Raw genomic sequence first — 25205 nt, forward strand, 5'->3', positions numbered from 1 at the left:
TAAGGTTGACGCCTACAAATGTAGGCGATACTTCTCAGTCAACCGAATATCGCCGTAAAAAAGGGAACGAGATCATGACCACGATTGTGAAGCGCCGCCGCGGCAGCCGCGGGTCGCCGGACGGGAAACCCAACCCCATCGACATTCATGTCGGTAGCCGTGTGCGCCTGCGCCGCACGCTTCTGGGGATGAGCCAGGAAAAGCTGGGCGAGGCCATTGGCCTGACCTTCCAGCAGGTGCAGAAGTACGAACGCGGTGCCAACCGTATCGGCGCCAGCCGTCTCTTCGAACTCTCGAAGGTTCTGGACGTGCCGGTGTCGTTCTTCTTCGACGATATGAATGCGGAAACCAGCGGTGGCCGTGTGCCGGGTGTGAGCGAAGCCAGCCCGGATTTCGATAGTAAAGATCTGTCGAAGCGCGAAATTCTGGAACTCGCCCGCGCGTTCGACCGGATTAAGGACGAAAAAGTGCGCAAGAGCGTTTTGGAACTCACGAAGTCGCTGTCGCGTACCACCAGCGAAGCGTAAGTGACCCCAGTGCGAAAGAGGCGCCACCCGGTTGCGGCGGCGCCTTTTTTCTGTCTGGCGCAAACATGCGCGGACGGGACGGGGCGGCTGTGCAGGACGAGGGCTTGACGGCCCCCAGCAGACACGCCAGAAAAGACCCGTCCGAACGAGCAGTTCTAGTTTAATTCACGGCAAGTTAGAGGGGAATCCGGTGGCCCGTCCGTCCGATTATCTGTTCACCAGCGAATCCGTTTCCGAAGGGCATCCGGATAAAGTCTGCGACCGCATCTCCGATACCATCGTTGACCTCTTCCTTGCCGCCGATCCTTACGCGCGCGTTGCGGTGGAAACCCTGGCAACGACCAATCATGTGACGCTGGCGGGTGAAGTGCGCGGGCCGGACTCGGTCTCGCCGAAGCTGATGGAAGAGGCGGCGCGCGACGCCATTCACAAGATCGGCTATGCCCAGAAGGGCTTCCATTGGCAAACCGCCAAAGTTGAAGTGCTGGTGCATGCCCAGTCCGAAGATATTGCCGTTGGCGTTGATGCCGCTGGGAATAAGGACGAAGGCGCGGGCGACCAGGGCATTATGTTCGGCTTCGCCTGCACCGAAACTCCGGCGCTGATGCCGGCGCCGCTCTATTATTCGCACGCGATTCTGAAGGGCCTTGCCGAAGCGCGCCATAGTGGCGCCACCCATGCGCTTGGCCCAGATGCGAAAAGCCAGGTCACCCTGCGCTACGTCGATGGCAAGCCGGTCACCGCGACCTCCGTCGTCGTCTCGACGCAGCATTCGGAAGGCGTTAGCCAAGAAGAAGTGCGCGAGATCGTTCGCCCCTATGTCGAAAAAGTGCTGCCGGCGGGCTGGATGTGCGACGAGCCGCATTTCTATGTGAACCCGACGGGCCGCTTCGTCATCGGCGGGCCGGACGGTGACTGCGGTCTGACCGGGCGCAAGATCATCGTCGATACCTACGGCGGGGCCGCCCCGCACGGCGGCGGCGCGTTCTCCGGCAAAGACCCGACCAAGGTGGACCGCTCGGCGGCCTATGCCGCGCGCTATCTCGCTAAGAATGTCGTCGCGGCAGGCTTGGCCGACCGCTGCACCATTCAGCTTTCCTATGCTATCGGCGTGTCGCACCCGCTGTCGGTCTATGTGAATACCGACGGCACCGGCCAGGTCGATGAAGCCAAGCTGGTGAAAGTGCTGCAGGAACTGATGAACCTCAGCCCGCGCGGCATCCGCGAGCATCTGGGTCTTAATCGCCCGATCTATGCCCGCACGGCGGCCTATGGCCACTTCGGGCGCGACCCAGAAGCGGACGGCGGTTTCTCGTGGGAACGCACCGATCTGGTCCCGGCGCTAAAGTCGGCCTTCGGCGCGTAAATGGCAGAAGAGGTCAAGCGCCGCGTCTATGGGCGGCGGTTCGGACGCAAGCTGCGCGACAGTCAGAAGGATCTTCTGGCCGATGTGCTGCCGAAAGTCCGGGTTCCGACGCTAACCCCCGGGACGGCGCTCGATCCTGCCAGCCTTTTTGCGGCCCCGAAGCGCGATTTCTGGCTGGAAATCGGCTTCGGCGGCGGCGAGCATTTGGCGTGGCAAGCGGGGCATCATCCCGATATCGGGATTATCGGCTGCGAACCTTTCTTGAACGGTGTTGTTTCCGCGCTGGGGCATCTGCATCGGCACGCGTTAGAGAATGCCCGCGTGTGGCCGGACGATGCCCGCCCGCTGATGGATGCGCTGCCCGATGCGTGCCTCGGGCGCGCCTTCATCCTATTCCCCGATCCCTGGCCGAAGAAGCGGCATAATAGCCGCCGCTTCGTCCAGAAAGAGAATCTCGATACGCTGGCCCGCCTGCTGCGGCCCGGCGCCGAACTGCGCATGGCCAGCGACGATACCGATTACGTCGCCTGGATGCTGGCAGAGACGACCCCCCATCCGGCTTTTGCATGGCTCGCCGAAGGGCCGACCGATTGGCGGGAGCGGCCGGAGGATTGGCCCGCGACGCGCTATGAAGAAAAGGCCCGCGCTAAGGGGATTAAGCCTAGTTTTCTGCGGTTCCGGCGTCGGGACGCGAATTAGGACTTGCGGCGGAAGCGCAAAAGCGTAATATCCGCCGCACTCCCATAGCGGGTCGGTTGCAAAGCCGAGCCGGTAAAAAAAGGGTGGGCCTCTGGCCCACTTTTTTGTTTTGGGAAAAAGACTTTTCCGACTCTGGCCCAAGGTTTCCGATTTTGGGCTGGCCGAGGCAGGTGAGATGCACGACGAAGACGAAATCGGCCCGGTCCATTCGGGCGTCGCCGCCAAAATCGAAGCGCTGGTTGATCCGGCGATCGAGGCGATGGGCTATGGACTGGTGCGGGTGCAATATACGGGCGGCCAACGCCCGACTCTTCAGATCATGGCCGAACGCCACGACGGCGTTCCCATGTCGGTGGATGATTGCGCCGAGATCAGCCGGGCCGTTTCGGCGCTGCTGGATGTCGAAGACCCGATTTCGGACGCGTATCACCTGGAAGTTAGCTCGCCGGGCATCGACCGGCCGCTGACGCGCAAGGCCGATTTCACCCGCTTTGCCGGGTTCGAAGTGCGGATCGATGCCGACCGGTTGATCGAAGGGCGCAAGCGCTTTCGCGGTCGCCTGTTGGGGATCGCCGAAAACGGCGTGGTGCGCGTGCGCGATGGGGAGACTGAGTTCCAGATTCCCTTCAACGCCATCGCCCGCGCCAAACTGATCCTGACTGACGATTTGATGAAGGCGGGATCGGACGCACTGAAGAACTGACCCCGGACGAGGTTTAACCCGCTCCCCGGGCGGTTTCGCCGGACCAAGGGGCTGCGACAATGACGGACGAATGGAAGCAAGACCGTGTTAACCAGAATCGAACTGCTGCAAGTCGCTGATACTGTCGCCCGCGAAAAGGGCATCGACCGCGAAGAAGTTCTGGTGGCGATGGAACAGGCCATTCAGAAGGCGGGCCGGTCGAAGTACGGGATCGAACACGACATCCGCGCCGAAATCGACCGTGGATCGGGCGAAATCCGCCTGCGCCGTTTCCGGGAAGTTGTTGAAACCGTCGAGAATGAAGCGACGCAGATCAGCCTTGTGGAAGCCCAGGACCGCAACCCGGACGCTGAAATTGGCGACTTTCTGACCGAACCGCTGCCGCCCATCGAATTTGGCCGCATTGCCGCCCAGACCGCGAAGCAGGTGATCGTGCAGCGCGTGCGCGACGCCGAACGCGACCGGCAATTCAAGGAATTCAAGGACCGCGTTGGCGAAATCATCAATGGTGTGGTGAAGCGCGTCGAGTTCGGCAATGTCACGGTCGATCTGGGCCGGGCCGAATCGATCCTGCGCCGCGACGAGCTGCTGCCGCGCGAAACCTTTCGTCCCGGCGACCGTGTGCGCGCCTATATCTATGACGTGCGCCGCGAACAGCGGGGGCCGCAGATCTTCTTGTCGCGCACCCATCCGCAGTTCATGGCGAAACTGTTCAGCCAGGAAGTGCCGGAAGTCTACGACGGGATTATCGAAATCCGTGCCGTCGCCCGCGATCCGGGCAGCCGCGCCAAGATCGGTGTGCATTCGAATGATGCCAGCATCGATCCGGTTGGCGCCTGCGTCGGGATGCGCGGTAGCCGCGTACAGGCCGTTGTCGGCGAATTGCAGGGCGAAAAGATCGATATTATTCCTTGGTCGCCCGATCCTGCGACCTTCGTCGTCAATGCGCTGGCCCCAGCGGAAGTCGCCAAGGTCGTACTGGACGAAGAAGCCCATCGTATCGATGTGATCGTGCCGGACGATCAACTGTCGCTGGCCATTGGTCGCCGCGGTCAGAACGTCCGTCTCGCCTCTCAGCTTACCGGCTGGGATATCGACATTATGACGGAAAAGCAGGATTCGGAACGCCGTCAGGAAGATATCCGCGCCCGCTCGCAGCTCTTCATCGAAGCGCTGGATGTCGATGAACTCATCGCCCACCTGCTGGTTGGCGAAGGCTTTAGCACGCTCGAGGAAATTGTCGGGGTGCCGACCGAAGAACTCGCCGCGATTGAAGGCTTCGATGATGATATCGCCGAAGAACTTCAAGCCCGCGCCGCCGCCTATATCGAACAGCGCGATGCCGCCTTCGAAGAACAGCGCAAGACCTTGGGCGTTGCCGATGACGTGGCGGCCCTGCCGGGCATCACGCCGGGCCTGCTGGTGAAGCTGGGCGAAAAGGGTCTGAAAACCCTCGACGATGTGGCCGATCTTGCGTCCGACGAACTGCTCGAAATCGCGGGCAGCGATGCCGGGCTGGATGAGGCGCAGGCGAACGACATTATTATGGCGGCCCGCGCCCATTGGTTCGCGGACGAAGGGTCGGAGGCCTAAGACACGTGGCGCCGGAAGAGGTTCTTGGGGAAGCCGACGACGCTTTCCCCGACCACGGTCCGGCGCGGCGCTGCGTTGCCACGTTTGCGGTGCTGCCAAAGGCAGAATTGCTGCGCTGTGTGGTGGCGCCGGATGGAAGTTTGGTTCCCGATCTCGACGGTAAGCTGCCGGGGCGGGGGTTGTATGTAACGCCCGACCGGGCGGCGATTGAAACGGCGCTGAAGAAGCGTGCGTTCGCTAAGGCGGCCAAGCGTTCCGTGCAGGTGCCGGATGACTGGGCCGACCGCTTGGCGGGCTTGATTGCTGTCCGGTGCGGTAGTTTATTGGGCCTCGCGCGTCGGGCCGGTCAGGCGGTCATCGGCTATGATCAAGCGGAAAGCTGGATCAGGGCCGGGCGGGCTGCGCTGCTGGTGCAGGCGTGTGATGCGGCCGCCGGGGGGCGGTCGAAACTTTCTTCCCTGTTTGCCGCCGCACGCGCGCAGTCAGGGCGGCCGTCCCGGCCGGAGAACCCGGGGCGGGAATGGTCCTTGCTGACGGCGGCGGAATTGGCCGCGCCGTTCGGTCGGGATCATCTGGTGCATGTCGCACTCTCCTCGGGGGGATTAGCGCTGCGCCTTGATGCGGAATTTGCGCGGCTTTCTCGGTTGCGCGCGGATGGGTAAGAGCAGGAAGTCGCAAGAGCATGACGAACGAGAACGAGCAGAACGGTAAGAAACCCCTGACGTTGAGCAGGGGGAAGCTCGAGCTCAAGAAGCCGGTCGAAACCCAGCAGGTGCGTCAGAGCTTCTCGCACGGGCGGTCGAAAACGGTGCAGGTCGAGGTGAAGAAGAAGCGGGTGCATAGCGATGCCCCCGAGGCTGCCGCCGCGCCCGCCGCTGCTGCCCCCGCCCCGGCTGCGGTCGCCGCCGCCCTATCGGCAACCCCGCCTGCGCCCGCGCCGCTGAAGCCGGTTGTGCCGCCGGTTGCCGTCGAAGCGCCGAAGCCCGCGCCGGTCGTGGTCGAAGCGCCCACGCCTGTTGCGCCGGAACCGGCTCCAGTCCCGGTGCCGACCCCCGCGGTCGAAGCGCCGAAGGTCGAGGTGCCGCCGGTCACGGTTCAGGCCGGTCCGGCAACGGGGACGGTTCCCCTGGGGACGGCCTCGCGCCCGGCGGCTACGGCGGCGGCTGCCGCTGCGGCCCCAGCCCCGGTTGTCGCCCCGGTCGCCGCGCCTGCGGCGCGCCCGACCCCGGTGCCGCCGGCCTCGGTCGCCCCGGATCGCATGGGCAATCGCGGCGGTCGCGTCGTAACGCCGCCGCAGAAGGTGGCACCGCCGCCGCAGCAACGCCCGGCAGCCGGTGGATCGAACAATAATCAAGGCAATCGCCGTCCGCAGGCCCTGCGCACGCTGACCGAGGAAGAACGCGCCCATCGGTTGCGCGTGCTTCAGGAAGCGCAGAAGCGCGCCGAGGAAGACGCGAAGCGCGCCGCTGAGGAAGCCGTGCGCCGCGCCGCCGAGGAAGTTGAGCGCCAGAAGCGCGAGGCCGAAGAAGCGGTCATCCGCGCTGCCGAAGAAGAGGTGCGCAAAAAGCGCGAGGCCGAAGAGGCTGTCGTGCGCGCCGAACAGGACGCCCGCCGCAAGGTGGAACAGGAAGAAGCCGCCCGCCGGGCCGCCGCCAATCCGGCGCCGGGTGGGGTGGTGCGCGAAGGGGCGGTGAACCGCGTCGCGATTCCGACGACGATCCCGACCGGCGCGCGCACCGATGATGACGAGGATGGCGCTAGCCGCAACCGCCGGAGTGGCGGGGGCGGGGCAGCACCGGGCGGGGCGAAGCGCCCGGCCCCGGCAGCGCCGCGCCGTGGGGCGGGCGATGATCGCCGCCGCGGTGGGAAGATCACCGTCAATCAAGCCCTCGACTCCGGTGATCAAAGCCGCATGCGGTCGATGGCGTCGATGCGCCGTGCCCGTGAAAAAGAGCGGCTCCGCATGTTGCAGCGCCAACAGGATAAGGTGCTGCGCGAAGTGATTATTCCCGATGCGATTACGGTTCAGGAACTGGCATCCCGCATGGCCGAACGCGGCGGCGAGGTGATCAAGGCCCTGATGCGTATGGGCGTGATGGCGACGATCAACCAGACCATCGACGGCGATACGGCCGAACTGATCGTGCAGGAATTCGGCCATACGCCGAAGCGCGCTTCGGACAGCGACGTCGAAATCGGTCTGCGCGGCGAAGAGGATCGGGCGGAAGAATTGCTGCCACGTGCCCCGGTCGTCACCGTCATGGGTCACGTCGATCACGGCAAAACCTCGCTGCTCGATGCGCTGCGCTCCACCGATGTGGCGGGCCGCGAAGCGGGCGGGATCACGCAGCATATCGGCGCCTACCAGGTGAAGCTGGAAAGCGGTGCGCAGATCACCTTCATCGATACGCCGGGCCACGAAGCTTTCACCGAAATGCGGGCGCGCGGCGCCAATGTCACCGACATTGTCGTGTTGGTGGTCGCGGCGGATGACGGCATCATGCCGCAGACCGTCGAAGCCATCCAGCACGCCAAGGCGGCGAATGTGCCGATCGTTGTGGCGATCAATAAGATCGATAAGCCCGCTGCCAATGTGGCGAAGGTGCATAACGAGCTGTTGGCGCATGAGTTGGTTGTCGAAGCGCTGGGTGGTGATGTTATCGCCATCGAAGTGTCGGCCAAGGCGCGCACCAATCTCGATAAGCTCGAAGAAGCCATCCTGCTCCAGGCCGAAATCCTGGAATTGACGGCAAACCCGAACCGCCCGGCGGAAGGCATCATCGTCGAAGCCAAGCTGGATCGCGGTCGGGGCTCGGTGGCCACCTGCTTGATCCAGCGCGGCACGCTGCGCGTCGGCGATATCTTCGTCGCCGGGTCGGAATGGGGCCGCGTCCGCGCTCTCGTCAACGACAAGGGCGAACAGGTCCGCGAAGCCGGGCCGTCGGTGCCGGTCGAAGTTCTGGGTCTGCAAGGCACGCCGATGGCGGGCGACGAAATGGTCGTGGTCGATTCGGAAGCCCGCGCCCGTGATGTTGTGCAGTACCGCCAGCAGCGCCGCCGCGATGCGGAAGCCAAGCGCGGTGTGCGCGGCACGGTCGAACAGATGCTGTCGCAGATTGCCGCTGGCGAAGCCAAGGAACTGCCGCTGGTCATCAAGTCGGACGTGCAAGGCTCGCTGGAAGCGATCATCGCTTCGATCAGCCGCCTGTCCACCGACGAAGTGGCGACGCGCATTCTGTCGTCGGGCGTCGGCGCGATTTCGGAAAGCGATGTGACGCTGGCCCGGGCTTCCGGCGCCATGATCATCGCCTTCAACGTCCGCGCCAATGCCCAGGCCCGCGAAATGGCCCGCCGCGATGGGGTGGATATCCGCTATTATTCGATCATCTACAATGTGGTCGATGACGTGAAGGCGGCCCTGTCGGGCATGCTGGCGCCGGAAATGCGCGAAAACTTCCTGGGCTATGCCGAAATCCGCGAGGTGTTCAACACCTCCAAGGTTGGCAATGTCGCGGGCTGTATGGTCACCGAAGGTCTGGTCAAGCGCGGCAACAAGGTTCGCCTGCTGCGCGACAATGTGGTGATCCACGAAGGCACGCTGAAGACGCTGCGTCGCTTCAAGGACGAAGTGAAGGAAGTGAAGTCCGGCTTCGAATGCGGTATGGCCTTCGAAAACTACAACGACATCAAAGTGGGCGACGTGATCGAATGTTTCGAGATCGTCGAAGAAGCCCGCTCGCTGTAATCCGCAGTTTACAGCACTGCATCAAGGGGAGGCGAAAGCCTCCCCTTTTTTCATGGGTTGCATATGAAAGCGGCAATTTGATCCGTATCGCCGGAAATATCTAAAAATTAGCAAAAATAAACTTGAAAAATTGCTTCTCGAAAGTTTGACTATCTGGTCAAAAACTGGGAGACGCTTTTGCATGGCTTAGCGCCGGAGGAGTTGGCGCGACCATTGCATCGCATCGCAGTCGGGACGTTTTCCGACTGTCACGGGGCGACAGTTTCCTCGGACCACCCGGCAAGAGGAGCAAGGCGATGAAAATTGGGCAGAAGGTCGTCGGCGTCGTTATTTTTCTATGCATTCTTATCGGCGGCATGGTTGCGCTTGCGGTCGCGACGCTGCGCGATGCTACCGACCGGTTCGAAATTGTCTCGCAGGCAACGCAGCAGGTCTATTCGGCGGGCCGGGCGACCTCGCATCTTCTGTCCTTTGCGCGCACGGTCGAATATATGCCGCTCGATATTAATAGCGGCGACCGGGCGGCCATCGAAGCGGCGGCGACCGACGAATTGGGGCGCCTGCGCGAACGGTTGGAACAGCTCGAACGTAACGGCGCGGGCGACGAGGATTTGACCACCGTGAAAGAGTTTCGCGAACGCTTGGCAGGTTATGAGCAAGCCTACCTAGCCATCGTTACGCTAACGAAGGACGGGGCTGCCGAGGGCCGCACCAAAGCGCAGGAGGATGTGTTGGCGCAGCGGCGCACCGTGGCGGCCCTGCGACGCAAGCTGATTGAGATCGAAGATCGCAACAGCAAGATCGTCAATGCCTCGAAAAGCGATTTCCGCTTGTCTGCCGATCAGTCGGATAAAGCGTTGAAGGGCTTCGGAATTGCGGGGATCGTTCTAGGCCTGCTGGGGTCGCTGCTGGTTGCCCGGCGCGGCATTACCGGCCCGTTGGCCCGGATTACCGAAGCGATGGGCCGGGTAGCGAATGGCGATTTGGCGCTAGAAGTGCCGGGCCGCACGCGGCGGGACGAGCTTGGGCGGCTGGCTGAAGCGTTGGATCGGTTCAAGGCCCAGGCGGAAGCCAATCTGCGCCTTGAAGCCGAACGCCGGGCGGCAGAACAAGCGGCTGCCGAAGCCAAGCGCGAAGCAATGCTAACCCTGGCGCAGCAGTTTGAAACCAGCATCGGCGCATTGGTGACTGAAACGCTCGAAGCCTCCGAAGGCTTGGGGCAACGGGCGCAGATTCTGTCGGTCACGGCGGAAGCGGCGGCGCGGCAGGCCTCCGAAGCGGCCTCGGCTGCCGACCAGACCACCAGCAATGTGCAGACAGTTGCCAGCGCGACCGAAGAGCTGAGTTCGTCGATTTCCGAAATCACCCGTCAGGCGGGCCAGTCGGTCGAATTGGCGGAAGAAGGGGTAGAAGCCGCAACGGCGACCAGTTCCACCATCGGGATTCTGGCCGAAAACACGCAGCGGATCGGGAATGTGGTGCGGCTGATCCAGGAGATCGCCGAACAGACCAATCTTCTTGCGCTGAATGCCACTATCGAGGCGGCACGGGCGGGCGATGCCGGGCGCGGGTTTGCCGTGGTTGCGGGCGAGGTTAAGAATCTGGCCAGTCAAACGGCGCGGGCGACGGCGGAAATCCAAGCGCAGATCGCCGCAATCCAGGCCGAAACCGGCTCGGCGGTCGCGATGGTCACGCGGATTTCCGATGTCATCCGCCGCATGAACGATCTCAGTACCTCGGTGGCGGCGGCCGTTGGTCAGCAGGGGGCGGCCACTGGTGAGATCGCACGCAATGTGCAGGAGGCAGCAGCGGGGACCGACGTGGTCACCGCAAACGTCAATCGCATGCATGGGGCGGCCAATGATACCGGCTCGGCGGCCTTAGCGGTCAATTCGGCAGCAGAAGGGCTGAACCGCACGGCTTCTGACCTGAATGCCGCCGTTGCGGCCTTCTTATCCTCCATTCGGGCGGCGTAACACGCGGGGGCGGGATCGTCGTGCTTCATTACAACGGCCCCACCAGGGGCCGTTTTTTATTGGTTGGGAAATGGGCATCGCTACGAGATTCGAAATAAATTAAGTGTATGAAATTAAAAGAAAAAACATGATTTTCAAAAAACTTATCTATACAAAATGCACAGTTTTCCGATAGTTCGAGCCGATTTTTATATGGTGATTTTGTGTGTGTAAAAAAATAGTCACAGAAAACAGATATAAAAAACCGACGTCTCCAAAAAAATAGAAATGATCCTTCGTGCGGAAAGGTGTTTCGTATCAATATATTACTTTAAACAGAAAAATTATGGAAATTTTAAGCGAATTCCGCCTAGCGTCGAGGCTGAAGAGGGCGCTCTACCATCGTATTCGTCCGAGAAGGAATCATCGGCCATGAAGATCGGTCACAAAATCCTGTGCCTTGTTGTGTTTCTCTGCCTCTTGGTCGCCGGGATGGTCGGTCTGTCGCGCTATATTTCGCACGAAGGCCGGACGTTGTTTGAAACGGAAACGGCGGCGGTGGAGCAGTTGCACGCGGCGGGTCGGGCGACGGCTAATCTTCTGTCCTTTGTTCGGGCCGTGGAATTCATGCCGCTCGACCTCATCTCCTCTGACCGCAAGGCCATCGAAGCCACGGCGGCGGATGAGTTGCGGCGCTTGCGCGTCCGGCTCGATCAATTGGAAAAAGGCGCGGCAGTCCAAGCCGACCGCACCGATGTTGCAACCTTTCGCACCCAGTTGGCCGACTATGAAAAAACCTACCTAGCCATTCAGGCGATGACCCACGATGGCGCCGCCGCAGGCCGGGCGAAGGCGGAGGCCGAGGCTTTTGCCCAAATGAAAGCGATTGAGGGGTTGCGCCAAATCCTGCGCAATATCGAACAGCGCAGTTCCGACCGGGTTGTCGAAGCGGCGAAGGATTTTCGTGAACATGCTGATGGGTCCGACCGCAATGGTCTGATCTTGGGCGGCCTGGGAATCCTGCTGGGGTTGGGCGGTTCGCTGCTCGTCGCACGGCGCGGAATTACCGGCCCGCTCGACCGGATTACGGCGGCGATGGGCAAGGTCGCGGCGGGGGACATCGAGACCGCCGTGCCGGGGGTCGGGCGACGGGATGAACTGGGGCGTCTCGCGGGCGCACTGGAGCAGTTTAAGCAGCAAGCCGCCGCGAATCGCCAATTGGAAGCCGACCGCCAAGATGCCGACCGCCGGGCGGCTGCCGATAAGCGCGCGGCAATGCTCGATCTCGCCAGCCAGTTCGAAGCCAGTATCGGTGGCCTTGTCCAGGCGACGCTGGCGGCGGCGTCGGGCCTTGGCGAACGGGCGGCGGCTTTGCAGGTTACGGCGTCGCGCACGCTTGGCCAGGCTTCGGCGGCGGCCTCGGCAGCAGGGCAGACGGCAGGCAATGTGCAAACCGTTGCCTCGGCGACCGAGGAGCTGACGAGTTCCATTCAGGAAATCACCCGGCAGACCAGCCTGTCCGTTACCATCGCGGGCGAGGGAGAAACGGCGGCGGCGGCGACCACGGCCACCATCGGCGATTTGGCGCAGGCGACGGCGCAGATTGGCGATGTCGTGCGGCTGATCACCGAGATCGCGTCTCAGACCAATCTCTTGGCGCTCAATGCCACCATCGAGGCGGCCCGGGCAGGGGAAGCCGGGAAAGGCTTTGCTGTGGTCGCGTCGGAAGTCAAAAGGCTCGCCAATCAGACCGCGCGGGCGACGGAGGAAATCCAGGGCCAGATCGCCGCGATCCAGGCACAGACCGATGCGGCGGTTAGCCGGGTCGATGCGGTGGGGACGGTGATCCGCCGGATGAGCGAGCTGAGCACGACCGTTGCCGCCGCCGTCGGCCAGCAGGGCGCGGCGACGGGGGAAATCGCCCGCAATGTTCAGGAAGCCGCTCAGGGGACCGATGTGGTCAGCGGTTCGGTGGAAACCATGCAAGCGACCGCTGCGGAAACCGGCGCGGCGGCCGATGCGGTGAGCACGGCGGCAGCCGGTTTGACCCAGACGGCCGAGGGGCTGCATCGCGCCGTGGCGGCGTTCCTGGGAACTCTACGGGCTGCCTGATGAGGAAAAGATCAGTCCTGTGAAAGCCTTAGTCGCCGGTGTTAATTTTTTCACCGGCGACGCCGCTTTTCCCACTCTGCGCGCTAGCTCTGTCATACTTCTTGTGATACAGAAGCTTCATCACGTAGGAGGCTGACATGTCTATTGCTTTTAATGAAAGCTACTATCTGCAGAATAACCCGGACGTGCTTAAAGCGATCTCGCTGCAGCAGATCGGTAGCGCGCTGGAACACTTCCAGAAATACGGTGGCCGCGAGCTGCGGAACCCGAATGCGGTTTTCGACTCGAAATATTACGCCGAGCGCAACCCCGATGTGCTGAGCGCGGTTAATAAGGGCGCTTTCAACAGCGTTTATGATCATTTCGCCCAATATGGGGTGTATGAAGGCCGCATCCCGAATGCCAGCCTCGAAACCTTCAACGCTTCCTCTTATCTCGCCGCTAATCCCGATGTGAATGCCGCCTTGACGTCAGGGGCGGTCAAGAATGCGCTTCAGCATTACGTTATGTATGGGATCGACGAAGGCCGCGTCTCGACCACCTCGGGCACGACCTTTACCCTGACGGCGGCGACGGTGAACCTGAACAATAGCACCTCGAACGTCGGCACCGATAAGGCCGGAACGAAGACCTATCTATCGGTGAATGCCGACAAGATCGAAGCGGGCACCTTCCTGTCGTCGGCGGTCATTATTTCCGATGGTTCGACCAGCGATAACGATATCCTGAACGGGTTCGTGAATTCCAATATCGGCGCGCCGGTCTTGCAGAATATCGAAACTCTGAACCTGCAGGCGTTCGGCGGCACCATGTCGTTCGGCGCGGTCAGCGGCGCCAAGACCATTACGATTTCCGGTACCAGCTTTACCGCGACGGGGCTGCAAGGCGGCTCGCTCGATCCGACCGCGCTGCTAGTGGCCGCGCCCAGCTACACGCTGAACGGCGTGACCGGCGCGCAGGTCTATACGCTGCAGAACGATGGGCTGGCGTCGAACGTGCTGACGCTGCGCCTGCAAAACCTCACCACCGGCTCCAGCATCGCCTATGGCAATGCCACCGGGCTCGAAGTGCTCGAACTGTCCACCACGGGCGCCAATGCCACCACCCTGGGTGCGCTGAACACGGCGGCGGCGACGGTGAATATTCTTGGCACCGGCTCGCTGACCCTGACCGATACGGCCAATGGCGCCGTTGGGCACCGGATCAACGCTTCCACCTACAGCGGCACGCTGGCCTATGTCGACGGCGGGGTTTCCCATTCGGTGACCGGTAGCGCTGGCGCCGATACCTTTACCTTCACCGGGGCGGGTACGCTGACGGCGGCGGATACGATTGATGGTGGTGCCGGGACGGACGCGCTGACCACGACCAATTGGTCGGGCACCAACGATCTCGACAATGTGACCAACGTCGAAACCATCACCCTGAATGGCGCCAACGTTAGCTTCAATTATGTTGCGAAAGACGCGCTGGTGACGGCGGGCACCGTTCTGACGGTCAATGCCTCCGGCTCCACCGGCACCTCGACCCTGACCTGGAATGGCTCGGCGGAAACCAACGGCTCGGTGAATGTCACTGGCACTGCGAACAACGACTCGCTGCTCGGCGGGATCGGCAGCGATACGCTCACCGGCGGCGCTGGGGCGGATACGCTGGAAGGCGGGCTGGGGGTCGATTCGATTACCGTGGGCAGCACGGGCGATGCGTTCGGCGATCGCGTGATCCTTAACAACATCACCCTCGAAACCAACCGCGACGTGATCGCAGGGTTTACCGCAGGCGTGTCGCCGGTCGGTGATGTGGCCGTCATCTCCTCGCTGCTGACGACGGTCGGCACGGCGGCGGGGCTGAATGCGGTTGTGGGCGCCGATAGTTCGGTTGCCGGGACGGGCGGCGGCGCCTATGTGATCGGCGCAGTGACCTCGGCGAACAGCGACATCATCGCGCTGCAATCGGGTACCACGCTGACCAGCGGCGCGATGGGCGGCGATCTGTCGGCTTCGATCAATGGCACCGAACTGCTGAAGGCGCTGACCAACGGTGGCGCGGCAGATAGCTATACGCAGATCACGGCGGCAGGCGCGGGGCATTCGACCTATCTGCTGGCCTATCAGAATGGCAACGCTTACCTCTACCTCGCCTCCGACGCGGCGGCGGCAGGCGGTAATAATGATGGTGCGTGGCAGGCGGCGGAAATCCATCTGATCGGCACCTTCACCGGCATTACGGCGAATGCGTTGATCAACAGCAACTTCGTTCTCGCCTAAACGCGACGCACTTTCTACGGATCTGGACCGCCTTCCCGCCTGTCGGGAAGGCGGTCTTGCTTTTAGGCGCCGCGTTTGTTCGAGAACAGGCCTTGCGGCAGGTGGGCGTATCGCCACCTGCCGCAAGAGGGGTTCGGCTTATGAGTGTTCAATCGCCTTCACGATTTCTTCGGTCACTTTCTTCGCGTCGCCGAAGAGCATCATCGTATTATCGCGGAAGAACAATTCGTTCTCCACGCCCGCATAGCCCGACGCCATCGACCGTTTGATGAAGAGAACGGTTTTGGCCTTCTCCACATCCAAAATCGGCATGCCGTAGATCGGGCTGGCCGGATCGGTTTTCGCGGCGGGGTTGGTCACGTCGTTAGCGCCGATAACGAAGGCTACATCGGTCGCGCCGAAATCGCGGTTGATTTCTTCAAGCTCCAACACGTCTTCATACGGCACATTGGCTTCGGCCAGCAGCACGTTCATGTGCCCCGGCATGCGGCCCGCGACCGGGTGGATGGCGTAGCGCACCTGCACGCCTTCCTTCTTCAGCATATCGGCCATTTCGCGCAGGGCGTGCTGCGCTTGGGCGACCGCCATACCATAGCCCGGCACGATGATAACGCTTTGGGCGTTCTTCATAATGAAGGCCGCATCATCCGCCGACCCAGCTTTCACCGGCTTATCGCTGCCACCCTTGCCGCCCGCCGCAGGCGCGCTGCCGCCGTCGGTGCCGAAACCGCCGAGGATGACGTTGAAGATCGACCGGTTCATCCCCTTACACATGATGTAGGAGAGGATGGCACCGGAAGAGCCGACGAGCGCCCCGGTGATGATCAGCAGATTATTGTGCAGGGTGAAGCCGATACCCGACGCTGCCCAGCCGGAATAGCTGTTCAGCATCGAAATCACCACCGGCATATCCGCCCCGCCGATCGGCAGGATCAGCAGGAAGCCGAGCGCCAGCGAGACGAGGCAGAGCAGGATAAAGGCCGCCCAGCTTTGATCGACGCAGAACCAAACCGTCAGCAGCACGATGGCGACGCCGAGGGCGGCATTCAGCAAATGCTGACCGGGGAAGACCAACGGCTTGCCGGAAATCAGCGCTTGCAGCTTGCCGAAGGCGATGATCGACCCGGTGAAGGTAACGGCGCCGATAGCAAGGCCCACCGCCATTTCGATGCGGCTGATCAGTTTGATGCCACCGGCGTCGGTAATGCCATAGCCGTCCGGTGCCGCGAACGCCGCGAAGGCGACGAAGACGGCGGCAAGACCGACGAGACTATGGAAGGCCGCCACTAACTGCGGCAGGGCCGTCATTTCGATGCGCCAGGCGATGAAACTACCGACCGCGCCGCCGATCAGAATGCCGACGATGATCAGCCAATAGCTCAGCACATGCGGCCCGGCCAGGGTGGTGAGAATGGCAATCGCCATCCCCAGAATACCAAAAAGATTACCCTGGCGGGCGGTCTGCGGGCTGGACAGCCCGCGCAGCGACAGCACGAACAGGACCGAAGCGGCGAGATAGAGCAGCGCCGAGAGGTTTTCAGACATGGTCCCGGCCCCCTATTTCGTCTTTTTCTTGAACATCGACAGCATGCGATGCGTGACGATGAAGCCGCCGAAGATGTTGATGCTGGCCAGGATCACGGCCAAAAAGCCCATGATTTTGGCAAAGCTCACATCGGCTGGCCCGGCGGCGATCAGCGCGCCGACGATGATGACGGAGGAAATGGCGTTGGTCACACCCATCAACGGCGAGTGCAGCGCCGGGGTGACTTTCCACACCACATAGTAGCCGACGAAACAGGCGAGGATGAAAACGGTCAGGCCGAAAATGGCCGGATCGACCCCACCGTGGGCGGCGGCAGTGGCCGCGACAGTTTTGGCGTTAAGGGCGAGGGCTTGTAGCTCGCCCGCCAGGGTTTGGGCCTGGTCGGCCAGCCCGGTGGCAGAGCGTTGGAATTCTTCAGGCGACATGGCGCACCTCAGGCTGCGGGCTTCACGAGCGACGGATGAACCAGCGCGCCGCCCTTGGCGATCAGGCTGGCTTTTACGATTTCATCCTCTTCATTCAGAACGAGGGCTTTCGTTTCCTTGTCGATCAGCGGGGTAACATAGGCCAGCAGATTGCGGGCATAGAGCGCGCTGGCGTCGGTGGCGATCAGGCTGGGCATATTGGCGTGACCGATGATCGACACGCTGTGCTTCACCACCGTCTGGGCGTATTCCGACAGGTCGCAATTGCCGCCCTGTTCGACGGCGAGATCGACGATGACGGAGCCGGGCTTCATGCTGGCCACCATCTCCGCCGTTACCAGCGTCGGCGCCTTGCGGCCCGGGATCAGCGCGGTGCAGATGACGATATCCTGCTTCTTGATCGTCTCGGCGATCAAGGCCGCCTGCTTTTCCTTATAGGCCGCGCTCATTTCCTTGGCGTAGCCGCCTGCGGTTTGGGCCTGCTGAAACTCCTCGTCAATGACCGCGACGAAGGTGGCGCCCAGGCTTTCCACCTGTTCTTTGGTCGCCGGGCGCACGTCGGTCGCCGACACCACCCCGCCCAAGCGGCGGGCGGTGGCAATCGCCTGAAGCCCGGCAACCCCGGCGCCCATCACCAGCACTTTGGCGGGCGGTACGGTTCCGGCGGCGGTCATCATCATCGGAAAACCGTGGGCATAGACGGAGGCCGCCTCGATCACCGCCTTATAGCCCGCCAGATTGGCCTGGGACGACAGCACGTCCATCACCTGGGCGCGGGTGATGCGGGGAACAAACTCCATCGCCACGGCGTTAACGCCAGTGGCGGCCAAGGCTTCCGCCTGCCCGCCATAGGGATCGAGCAGCCCGAGCACTGTCTGCCCTGGCTTCAGCAGCGCCAATTCGTCCACCTCGCCCTCGCCAGGGGCGAGCGGGCGGCGGACCTTCAGAACCAGATCGGCCCCCGCCAGCGCCGTTGCCGCATCAGCGGCTACCGTAGCGCCCGCTGCCGCATAGGCATCGTCCAGGAAGAAAGCCCCATCGCCCGCGCCGGTTTCCACCGTCACGCTGGCGCCGAGGCCGATGAATTTTTTGACCGTCTCCGGTGTGGCGGCGACGCGCCGTTCGAAAGGCCGGCGTTCTTTGAGTACTGCGATTTTCATGCTCGCACGCCCTTGTTTCCTCTCCTGCAAGCCCCGTTCGGATGCCCTCATCCGGCGCGTTTTGCTTGCAAAAACCAAAGGGCCGAGGCCGTCCCCGTCAAAGCTGACGTAAAGGGAAGGTGGCCGAAGCCCCTGCGTCCTGTTGACGCATTGGAGAGGATGCCGGGTTCACTTCGCGCGCGCAATAAATTTTCAGAAACGCGATTTTTTTTAAGCGAAATGAAACGTTTGAGACATGATTGAAGCGATGGGGCTATGGGGATTAGGCTAAGCGCGATCAACGCTGCCCCGTTCTGAGGGAACCGAATGACCGACGCTATCGTGCCCGAGCGCGCGCCCCCCGCTATGGTCGAACGGTTGACCCAGCCGATTATTCTCGAACAATTTTTGGCGGGACTGACGGCGCGTTCCGATCCGGCGGACCGGTCAGCGGTGTTGAAACGCGCCAGTCTTTTACGCGGGCTTGGCCGATGGGCGGAGGCCTTGGCGCTCTATCGCGCGCTTCTTGATCGCGATCCCACGGATCGGCTGGCGCACGCTGCCGTGGCGATCTTTGACGGGGCGCCTGTCCGTCCCCATGCCGATGGGCCGACCCCCTTCGTTCAAATCCAAAACGCCCTGCCGCCCGCCCAGCAAGAGCGGCTTTGGCACACCCTGCGGGCCGAGATGGCGCGGCTGGTCCCGGCAACGGTGGGGACGGGCTATGCGGCGCTGCGGGAAGACCCAACCATCAGGATTGCCCGGCGCCTGCATCGACCGGCTGAAGTCAGCGCGTGGTTTTTGCCGTGGTTGGAGGAGGTGATCGTGCGCGAGGCGGTTTTGCCTCGGCTCGGCCTTGCGCCCTTTGCGGTGGGGACGCGCGAGCTTCAGGTGACGGGGCACGGCGACGGCGGGTATTTTCAGATCCACCGGGATACGGCTTCTAACCCGGCGGCCCCCGCTTGGGGCCGATACCTGACCTTCATCTATTATTTTCATCAGGTGCCGCGCCTCTTCACAGGGGGCGATCTTTTGCTATTTGACCCGCCCAGTGCCGGGCAGTTTGATTTCACCCGTATTGCCCCCCTGCATAATTCGTTGATTTTCTTTCAATCCCATCATTTCCATACGGTCACGCGCGTTCAGTGCCCGTCGGACAATCTGTTGCAGGGGCGCTGGACCGTGAACGGGTGGTTGCACCGCGCCGAGACCCCTTGACGCCCGGGTGCGGTCAGGATTTGAAAGAAGAATGAGTAATCCATCCCCCCTGCTGGCCCCCGACGAACCACCGCCCGTTACCGTGCTGAACGACGGCGGGCGCGCGCCGATTCTCTTTCTCTGTGATCATGCCAGCCCGCGGGTTCCGCGCGCGCTCGATCGGGCAGACGCGGGGGGCTTTGGGGTATCGGCAGCGGATATGCAGCGCCATATCGCCTACGACATCGGGGCGGCGGCGGTGACGCGGATTTTATCGGAGAAATTCGACGCCCCGGCGGTGCTATCGGGCTATTCGCGGCTGGTGCTTGATCTTAACCGGGCGCTCGACGACGCGACCTCTATCCCGCCGGTCAGCGATGGCACCAAGGTGCCCGCCAATCAGCATTTATCGGCGGCGGCGCGGGCGCAGCGGGTGGAGGCCCTGTATCACCCTTATCATAACCGCATTGTTGCGATGCTGGAGGGGATGCAGGCGCGCGGCATCGCCCCGGCGGTGATTTCCGTCCATTCTTGCACCCCTGTCTTGGCCGGGTTCAAACGCCCCTGGCATATTGGGGTGCTGTGGAACCAGGATGGGCGCGTGGCCCTGCCGCTGATGCGGGCGCTCGAGGCGGAGGGCGATCTGACGGTGGGCGACAATCAGCCCTATTCGGGCCGCGACCACGACAGCCACACCATCCACCGCCATGCCGAAATGCGCGGCCTGCCGCATGTCCTGCTGGAAATCCGCCAGGATCTGATTGCCGACGACAAGGGCGTCGCCGCCTGGGCCGACCGGCTGTACCGGGTGATGCGTCCGATTTTGCTGGGAGGCCAACCGTGACCGAACCCGCCTTCACCTTGGGGATCGAGGAAGAATATTTCCTGGTCGATCGGCAAACACGCGATATTGCGGTGGCGCCGCCCGCCGCGCTAATGACCGAATGTAAGGCCGCCCTGGCCGATCAGGTCAGCCCGGAGTTTCTGAAAGCGCAGATCGAGGTTGGCACCAAGGTCCGGTCGACCTTGGCCGACGCCCGCGCCGATCTCGCGCAACTGCGCCGCACGGTGGCGGAGGTGGCGGGGCGCTTCGGTCTGGCGCCAATTGCCGCCGCGACGCACCCCTTCACCGATTGGGGCCGCACCGAACATACCGACGCTGAACGCTATACGCTGCTGGCGCGCGACCTTCAGATGGTCGGGCGGCGGCTGGTGATTTGCGGCATGCACGTCCATGTCGGGATCGAGGACGAAGAGCTCCGCATCGATCTGATGAACCAGATCAGCTATTTCCTACCGCATCTTTTGGCGTTGTCCACCTCCTCCCCCTTTTGGCGGGGGGATGATACCGGGCTTAAATCTTTCCGCCTGTCGGTGTTCAATGGTTTGCCGCGCACAGGGCTGCCGGAGGTCTTCGATTCCTGGGGCGAATATCAGCGCCAGGTGCGCGGCCTCGTGAATACTGGGCTGATCGACGATGCAACGCGCCTGTGGTGGGACGTCCGCCCCTCCGCCCGTTTCCCGACGTTGGAAATGCGCATCACCGATATTTGCACCCGGCTGGATGATACGATTGCCATCGCCGCGCTCTACCGCTGCCTGCTGCGCATGCTGTGGCGGTTGCGGCGGTCGAACCAGCGCTGGCGGCTGTATGCGCGCATGCTGATTTCGGAAAACCGCTGGCGGGCGCAGCGCTATGGCATTGATGAAGGGCTGGCCGATTTCGGCCAGGGCCGCGTTGTACCCTTTGCCGATCTTCTCGAAGAAATGATCGAACTCTGCGCCGAGGATGCCGCGCATTTCGGCTGCACCGCCGAGCTTCTCTCGGCCCGCACCATCCTAACGCGCGGCACCAGCGCCGACCGGCAACGGGCGGTCTTCCGGGCGGCAATAGCGGGCGGGGCGAGCCAGGACGAGGCGCTGAAAGCCGTGGTCGATCACCTGATTGCGGAGACGGTGATGGGGGTTTGACCCCGTCAATCTACAATGAACAGCACCGCCCCCGTCTTCGTTGCCGAGCGGTGGGCCGCGTCGCCAAAGTCGGAGACTTGATAGCTCATCCCGGCGGTCAGCAGAAACGTCCGCCCGTCGCGTAGTTCCGTCTCAAGTTCCCCGCTGACGACATAGAGGATATGCCCCCGGTCGCACCAATGGTCGGCCAGATAGCCAGGGGAGTAGGTGACTTGCCGGATGCGGATATCGCCCAAGGTAAAGGTGCGCCATTCGGCGGTGCCCGTTTCGCCCGTATGGTGGGTCGGTTCGACGGTCGACCAGTCGGTCACGGTGAAGGGCAGGGCGGGAAGCTGCATGATCTCTCTCCAGCGGCAAACTTCGTTTAGCCTGGCGCGGCGGCGGCGGCGGCGTCAAAGGAAAGCCTGTCCCCGAGACAATATCGGCCCCTAGGCAACATCCCGCCAAACGCCTATCTGTGAAGTCCAATCCGCGACAGGAGTTCTCCCGATGGACGATGCAACCCGTATCGAGCTTGAAGCCGCCGCCTTTCGCCGTCTCGTGCAGCATCTGCAAGACCGCACCGACGTGCAGAATATCGATCTGATGAACCTCGCGGGCTTCTGCCGCAACTGCCTGTCGAAATGGTACCGCGCCGCCGCCGATGAAAAAGGCATCCCGCTCAGCGACGGGCAAGCGCGGGAGATTGTCTACGGTATGCCCTATGACCAGTGGAAAGCCCTGCACCAGAAGGAAGCGTCGGCGGAGCAAAAGGCCGCGTTCGCTGCGGCAAATCCGCAACACTGACTGTGGCGCATGCGTCCCGACGGGGACAGGGACGCAGCGATTGCAGCATTCAATTTGTATCCAATCCGCTAGACTCCGGCCCATGCGAGACGGTGCGGGCCTAACTGCCGCGCACCACCGCTGTCTCCTGTGATCGTTGAAAGGCTGGGTCCGATGTTGGCCGAAGCGCTGGGTACTGCCGCGTTCAGTTTAGGGTTTGTTTGGCCAGTCGTTCGGAACCGCCGGGTGCTGCTGCTGGTGCAAGCAACGGCGAGTCTGCTGTGGGCGGCGCATTACGCGTCGCTGGGGGCGGGGGCCTATACCGGCGCGGTGATGTGCCTTCTTTGCGTGCTGCAAGCCCTGACCGCTAGCCAAAAGCAGGCCCGCTGGGCGCAGGTGATTTTCTGGCTGACGATCCCGGTGATGGTGGCCTTTGTCGCCGCCACCTGGGCGGGGCCGCAAAGCGCTGGGGCGGCGTTTGGCCTGCTGGTCTCGGCGCTCGGGCGTTGGGAAACCCATCCCATCCGCATGCGCCTGCTGTTTATGTTGGCGATTGCCGGGTGGAGCAGCCACAACTTACTCGTTGGGTCGTTCTTTGCCCTTGCGGCCGATACCCAGACGCTGTTGAGCAATAGCATCGGCATTTACCGCGAACGCCGCGCGGGCGGTTCGCTTCGCGAGGCGTTGCGCCCCTTGACCACCTGGATGGGGCTGCGTCCGGCGGCGGTGCGGGCCTAATTCCGTAATTGCTCAAGAATGCGGCAGAGCGCAACGCCTGCCGCCCAAATAGGCAGCCTGCCGCAGCAAGACACCCCCCACACAGCCGACCAATCTATTGCACTGCAAGATATCCTGGCTTGGCACGGGCTTTGCTAAGTTAGGGGCGAGGGTTGGGGCAACGGCGTCCCGACCGACCAAGGACAATGGCGTCCGAAGACCGAGACGATAGCGCAGCCTGCGCCGTCTCAGGACTTCGGGCGCCTTTTCTTTTGGAAAATCCCCCTGACTGGCGCTGTGCCGTTCCCCCTTGCAGGAGCTTGCCCCGATGACCGATTTTTCCCGCCGCTCCGTTCTGAAAGCCTCTGGTGCGCTGGCCACGATGGCGGCTGCCAAGGCGTTGTTTCCCGCCGGGGCCTTCGCGCAGGGGGCTGGCGTCGAGACGACCAAAGCCATCCTCGGTTATATCGCGCTGACCGATGCCAGCCCGCTGATCATCGCCAAGGAAAAAGGCTTCTTCGCCAAATACGGCATGCCGGATGTCGAGGTGGTGAAACAGGCAAGCTGGGGGACGACGCGCGATAATCTGGAACTCGGCGCGGGCGGCGGCGGGATCGACGGCGCGCATATCCTGACGCCGATGCCCTACCTGCTGCAACTCGGCAAAATCAGCAAGAATAATACCCCTGTGCCGATGACCATCCTGGCCCGCCTCAATACGAACGGTCAGGCGATCTCGGTCGCCAATGCCTATAAGGATCTCAAGGTCGGGCTGAATGCGGCGCCGCTGAAGGAAGTCTTCAAGGGCGTGGCGGCCAGCGGTAAGGAAATCAAGGTCGCCATGACCTTCCGAGGCGGCACCCATGATCTGTGGCTGCGCTATTGGTTGGCCGCCGGCGGCATCGACCCCGATAAGGACGTGCAAACCATCGTCGTGCCGCCGCCGCAGATGGTGGCGAATATGAAGGTTGGCTCGATGGAAGCCTTCTGCGTCGGCGAACCGTGGAATGGCCAGTTGGTCAATCAGAACATCGGCTATACGGCGATCAGCACGGGCGAGTTCTGGAAAGACCACCCGGAAAAGAGCCTCGGCATGCGCACCGATTGGGTCGAGAAGAACCCGAAGGCGGCGGTCGCCCTAACGGCGGCGGTGATCGAGGCGCAGCAATGGTGCGATAAGCCCGAGAATAAGGAGGAAATGTGCACGATCGTCGGTAAGCGCGCGTGGTTCAACGTGCCGGTTGCCGACATTCTGGGGCGCGCAAAAGGCGAGTTCGACTTTGGGACGGGGCGCAAGGAAACCAATGCGCCGTTCCTGATGAAGTTCTTTGCCGATCACGCCTCCTACCCCTTCCAAAGCCACGAGCTGTGGTTCCTGACGGAAAATATCCGTTGGGGCGTGCTGGCGCCGGAAACCGATCTGGCGGGCGCCATTAAGGCGGTGAACGGCGAGGCGATTTGGCGGGCGGCGGCCAAGCTGGCGGGCGCGGTGGCGCCGGAGGGTACGAGCCGGGGCGTCGAAACCTTCTTCGATGGCATCAAATTTGATCCTGCCAATCCGCAGGCCTATCTGGCCGCCCAAAAAATCAAGCGCGTCTGACCCGCCCAGGCCCCGACCCCAGGAGAACCCCCATGACCGACACCCCCCTTCCATCCTCGCCGGAGCTGTCGATGCCGCGCCTGCCCGCCCTTGCTGCCGCCGCAAAAACGGTGGCCGCCCGGGTGTTGCCGCCGCTGGTGATGCTCGTACTGTTGCTCGGCATTTGGGAACTCTGGGCGGGGCGGCCAGGGGCGGCCCTGCCGTCGCCCAGCCTGATCGTGAAGCAAAGCCTGGAATTGATCGTCGATCCGTTCTTCGACCGGGGTGGGCTGGATAAGGGGTTGTTCTGGCACCTGATGGCCAGCCTAACCCGCGTTGCCCAAGGGTTTGCGATTGCGACCGTGGTTGGCGTGCTGATGGGGGTTCTGCTGGGGCAAAGCCAGCTTGCCATGCGCGGGCTCGATCCCCTGTTCCAAGTCCTGCGGACCATCCCGCCGCTGGCGTGGTTGCCGCTATCGCTGGCCGCCTTCCGCGACAGCAACCCCTCGGCGATTTTTGTGATTTTCATCACCTCGGTCTGGCCGATCCTGATCAATACGATGGTCGGCGTGCGGGCCATTCCGCAGGATTACCGCAACGTCGCCGCCGTGCTGCGCCTGAACGCGCTGGAATTCTTCTTCAAGATCGTTCTGCCCTCCACCGTTCCCTACATCTTCACCGGTCTGCGCATCGGCGTCGGCCTGTCGTGGCTGGCGATTATCGCGGCGGAAATGCTGATCGGCGGGGTGGGGATCGGCTTCTTTATCTGGGATGCGTGGAACAGTTCCAACATCTCCGACATCATCGTCGCCCTCGTCTATGTCGGCATCGTGGGCTTCTGCCTCGACCGGCTGATCGCCGGGGTCGGCCTGCTCTGCGCCCGTGGCGCCAAAGTATAA

Annotated in this window: 21 protein-coding genes; 17 read left to right on the forward strand and 4 right to left on the reverse strand. The window is 62.6% G+C overall.

Features of this window, described 5'->3' with window-relative positions:
• Positions 1-74: 74 nt before the first annotated feature.
• The 10 genes from CHR90_RS13935 (at position 75) to CHR90_RS13980 (ending at position 14967) form a co-directional block, all read left to right on the forward strand.
• A complete protein-coding gene (locus CHR90_RS13935) occupies positions 75-527 on the forward strand; it encodes a helix-turn-helix domain-containing protein (protein WP_094409620.1) in 453 nt (150 codons plus the stop codon).
• A 190-nt stretch (positions 528-717) separates the two neighbouring features.
• Positions 718-1893: a methionine adenosyltransferase gene (gene metK, locus CHR90_RS13940; protein ID WP_094409621.1), complete on the forward strand. Its 1176-nt coding sequence runs from the start codon at positions 718-720 to the stop codon at positions 1891-1893.
• Positions 1894-2592, forward strand: a complete 699-nt coding sequence (trmB, locus tag CHR90_RS13945) for a tRNA (guanine(46)-N(7))-methyltransferase TrmB (RefSeq protein WP_094409622.1) — start codon at positions 1894-1896, stop codon at positions 2590-2592.
• Positions 2593-2767: 175 nt separating this feature from the next.
• Complete coding sequence (gene rimP / locus CHR90_RS13950) at positions 2768-3295, forward strand: ribosome maturation factor RimP (protein ID WP_094409623.1); 528 nt, start codon at positions 2768-2770, stop codon at positions 3293-3295.
• Between the two features lie 84 nt (positions 3296-3379).
• Positions 3380-4888 (forward strand): transcription termination factor NusA, encoded by a 1509-nt coding sequence (nusA, locus tag CHR90_RS13955; RefSeq protein WP_373283825.1) that lies wholly within the window; start codon positions 3380-3382, stop codon positions 4886-4888.
• A gap of 5 nt (positions 4889-4893) precedes the next feature.
• Positions 4894-5550 (forward strand): RNA-binding protein, encoded by a 657-nt coding sequence (locus tag CHR90_RS13960; RefSeq protein WP_094409624.1) that lies wholly within the window; start codon positions 4894-4896, stop codon positions 5548-5550.
• A 20-nt stretch (positions 5551-5570) separates the two neighbouring features.
• Positions 5571-8633, forward strand: coding sequence for a translation initiation factor IF-2 (infB, locus tag CHR90_RS13965; protein WP_094409625.1), 3063 nt, complete (start codon positions 5571-5573; stop codon positions 8631-8633).
• Between the two features lie 296 nt (positions 8634-8929).
• A complete protein-coding gene (locus CHR90_RS19845) occupies positions 8930-10609 on the forward strand; it encodes a methyl-accepting chemotaxis protein (protein ID WP_094409626.1) in 1680 nt (559 codons plus the stop codon).
• Positions 10610-11020: 411 nt separating this feature from the next.
• A complete protein-coding gene (locus CHR90_RS13975) occupies positions 11021-12700 on the forward strand; it encodes a methyl-accepting chemotaxis protein (protein WP_141210960.1) in 1680 nt (559 codons plus the stop codon).
• Between the two features lie 137 nt (positions 12701-12837).
• Positions 12838-14967 carry a beta strand repeat-containing protein gene (locus CHR90_RS13980; RefSeq protein ID WP_094409628.1) on the forward strand — a complete coding sequence of 710 codons (2130 nt, stop codon included), beginning with the start codon at positions 12838-12840 and terminating at the stop codon, positions 14965-14967.
• Between the two features lie 138 nt (positions 14968-15105).
• On the opposite strand, the gene CHR90_RS13985 is transcribed toward CHR90_RS13980, so the two are convergent.
• From CHR90_RS13985 to CHR90_RS13995, 3 genes are read right to left on the reverse strand one after another with little or no spacing between them, the layout of a single operon-like run.
• Positions 15106-16512 (reverse strand): NAD(P)(+) transhydrogenase (Re/Si-specific) subunit beta, encoded by a 1407-nt coding sequence (locus CHR90_RS13985; RefSeq protein ID WP_094409629.1) that lies wholly within the window; start codon positions 16510-16512, stop codon positions 15106-15108.
• 12 nt (positions 16513-16524) lie between these two features.
• The gene (locus CHR90_RS13990; RefSeq protein ID WP_094409630.1) at positions 16525-16938 is read right to left on the reverse strand and encodes an NAD(P) transhydrogenase subunit alpha part 2; all 414 of its coding nucleotides are present in this window, start codon (positions 16936-16938) and stop codon (positions 16525-16527) included.
• 8 nt (positions 16939-16946) lie between these two features.
• On the reverse strand, positions 16947-18098 hold the full coding sequence (locus tag CHR90_RS13995) for a Re/Si-specific NAD(P)(+) transhydrogenase subunit alpha (protein WP_094409631.1): 1152 nt from the start codon (positions 18096-18098) through the stop codon (positions 16947-16949).
• A 306-nt stretch (positions 18099-18404) separates the two neighbouring features.
• On the opposite strand from CHR90_RS13995, the gene CHR90_RS14000 reads away from it, so the two are divergent.
• The 3 genes from CHR90_RS14000 to CHR90_RS14010 are packed head-to-tail and all read left to right on the forward strand — an operon-like array spanning position 18405 to position 21245.
• Positions 18405-19295: a 2OG-Fe(II) oxygenase gene (locus tag CHR90_RS14000; protein ID WP_094409632.1), complete on the forward strand. Its 891-nt coding sequence runs from the start codon at positions 18405-18407 to the stop codon at positions 19293-19295.
• A gap of 31 nt (positions 19296-19326) precedes the next feature.
• Positions 19327-20118, forward strand: a complete 792-nt coding sequence (locus CHR90_RS14005) for an N-formylglutamate amidohydrolase (protein ID WP_094409633.1) — start codon at positions 19327-19329, stop codon at positions 20116-20118.
• Positions 20115-21245, forward strand: a complete 1131-nt coding sequence (locus CHR90_RS14010) for a carboxylate-amine ligase (RefSeq protein WP_094409634.1) — start codon at positions 20115-20117, stop codon at positions 21243-21245. The genes CHR90_RS14005 and CHR90_RS14010 overlap by 4 nt, the downstream gene beginning before the upstream one ends.
• A 5-nt stretch (positions 21246-21250) precedes the next feature.
• Here the strand turns inward: CHR90_RS14010 and CHR90_RS14015 are convergent, their stop codons facing one another.
• A complete protein-coding gene (locus CHR90_RS14015) occupies positions 21251-21583 on the reverse strand; it encodes a DHCW motif cupin fold protein (RefSeq protein ID WP_094409635.1) in 333 nt (110 codons plus the stop codon).
• A gap of 151 nt (positions 21584-21734) precedes the next feature.
• Between CHR90_RS14015 and CHR90_RS14020 the strand changes: the two genes are divergently transcribed.
• The 4 genes from CHR90_RS14020 to ntrB all read left to right on the forward strand — a co-directional run bounded on the left by CHR90_RS14020 (position 21735) and on the right by ntrB (position 25205).
• On the forward strand, positions 21735-22031 hold the full coding sequence (locus CHR90_RS14020; protein WP_094409636.1) for a DUF1244 domain-containing protein: 297 nt from the start codon (positions 21735-21737) through the stop codon (positions 22029-22031).
• 153 nt (positions 22032-22184) lie between these two features.
• A complete protein-coding gene (locus CHR90_RS14025) occupies positions 22185-22748 on the forward strand; it encodes a YgjV family protein (protein ID WP_094409637.1) in 564 nt (187 codons plus the stop codon).
• Positions 22749-23055: 307 nt separating this feature from the next.
• A complete protein-coding gene (locus tag CHR90_RS14030; RefSeq protein ID WP_094409638.1) occupies positions 23056-24327 on the forward strand; it encodes a CmpA/NrtA family ABC transporter substrate-binding protein in 1272 nt (423 codons plus the stop codon).
• A gap of 32 nt (positions 24328-24359) precedes the next feature.
• A complete protein-coding gene (ntrB, locus tag CHR90_RS14035; protein ID WP_094409639.1) occupies positions 24360-25205 on the forward strand; it encodes a nitrate ABC transporter permease in 846 nt (281 codons plus the stop codon).

It is taken from the genome of Elstera cyanobacteriorum (assembly GCF_002251735.1).
Classification (GTDB): Bacteria; Pseudomonadota; Alphaproteobacteria; order Elsterales; family Elsteraceae; genus Elstera; species Elstera cyanobacteriorum.

Excerpts from the sequence above, each read along its gene's own strand:
- ntrB (WP_094409639.1), top strand. The coding sequence starts at position 24,360 with ATGACCGACACCCCCCTTCCATCCTCGCCGGAGCTGTCGATGCCGCGC.
- CHR90_RS13935 (WP_094409620.1), top strand. The coding sequence starts at position 75 with ATGACCACGATTGTGAAGCGCCGCCGCGGCAGCCGCGGGTCGCCGGAC.
- CHR90_RS13975 (WP_141210960.1), top strand. The coding sequence starts at position 11,021 with ATGAAGATCGGTCACAAAATCCTGTGCCTTGTTGTGTTTCTCTGCCTC.
- infB (WP_094409625.1), top strand. The coding sequence starts at position 5,571 with ATGACGAACGAGAACGAGCAGAACGGTAAGAAACCCCTGACGTTGAGC.
- CHR90_RS14030 (WP_094409638.1), top strand. The coding sequence starts at position 23,056 with ATGACCGATTTTTCCCGCCGCTCCGTTCTGAAAGCCTCTGGTGCGCTG.
- CHR90_RS14015 (WP_094409635.1), bottom strand. The coding sequence starts at position 21,583 with ATGCAGCTTCCCGCCCTGCCCTTCACCGTGACCGACTGGTCGACCGTC.
- CHR90_RS13985 (WP_094409629.1), bottom strand. The coding sequence starts at position 16,512 with ATGTCTGAAAACCTCTCGGCGCTGCTCTATCTCGCCGCTTCGGTCCTG.
- CHR90_RS19845 (WP_094409626.1), top strand. The coding sequence starts at position 8,930 with ATGAAAATTGGGCAGAAGGTCGTCGGCGTCGTTATTTTTCTATGCATT.
- CHR90_RS14020 (WP_094409636.1), top strand. The coding sequence starts at position 21,735 with ATGGACGATGCAACCCGTATCGAGCTTGAAGCCGCCGCCTTTCGCCGT.
- trmB (WP_094409622.1), top strand. The coding sequence starts at position 1,894 with ATGGCAGAAGAGGTCAAGCGCCGCGTCTATGGGCGGCGGTTCGGACGC.
- CHR90_RS13995 (WP_094409631.1), bottom strand. The coding sequence starts at position 18,098 with ATGAAAATCGCAGTACTCAAAGAACGCCGGCCTTTCGAACGGCGCGTC.
- rimP (WP_094409623.1), top strand. The coding sequence starts at position 2,768 with ATGCACGACGAAGACGAAATCGGCCCGGTCCATTCGGGCGTCGCCGCC.
- CHR90_RS14025 (WP_094409637.1), top strand. The coding sequence starts at position 22,185 with ATGTTGGCCGAAGCGCTGGGTACTGCCGCGTTCAGTTTAGGGTTTGTT.
- CHR90_RS13990 (WP_094409630.1), bottom strand. The coding sequence starts at position 16,938 with ATGTCGCCTGAAGAATTCCAACGCTCTGCCACCGGGCTGGCCGACCAG.
- CHR90_RS14000 (WP_094409632.1), top strand. The coding sequence starts at position 18,405 with ATGACCGACGCTATCGTGCCCGAGCGCGCGCCCCCCGCTATGGTCGAA.
- CHR90_RS13980 (WP_094409628.1), top strand. The coding sequence starts at position 12,838 with ATGTCTATTGCTTTTAATGAAAGCTACTATCTGCAGAATAACCCGGAC.
- CHR90_RS14005 (WP_094409633.1), top strand. The coding sequence starts at position 19,327 with ATGAGTAATCCATCCCCCCTGCTGGCCCCCGACGAACCACCGCCCGTT.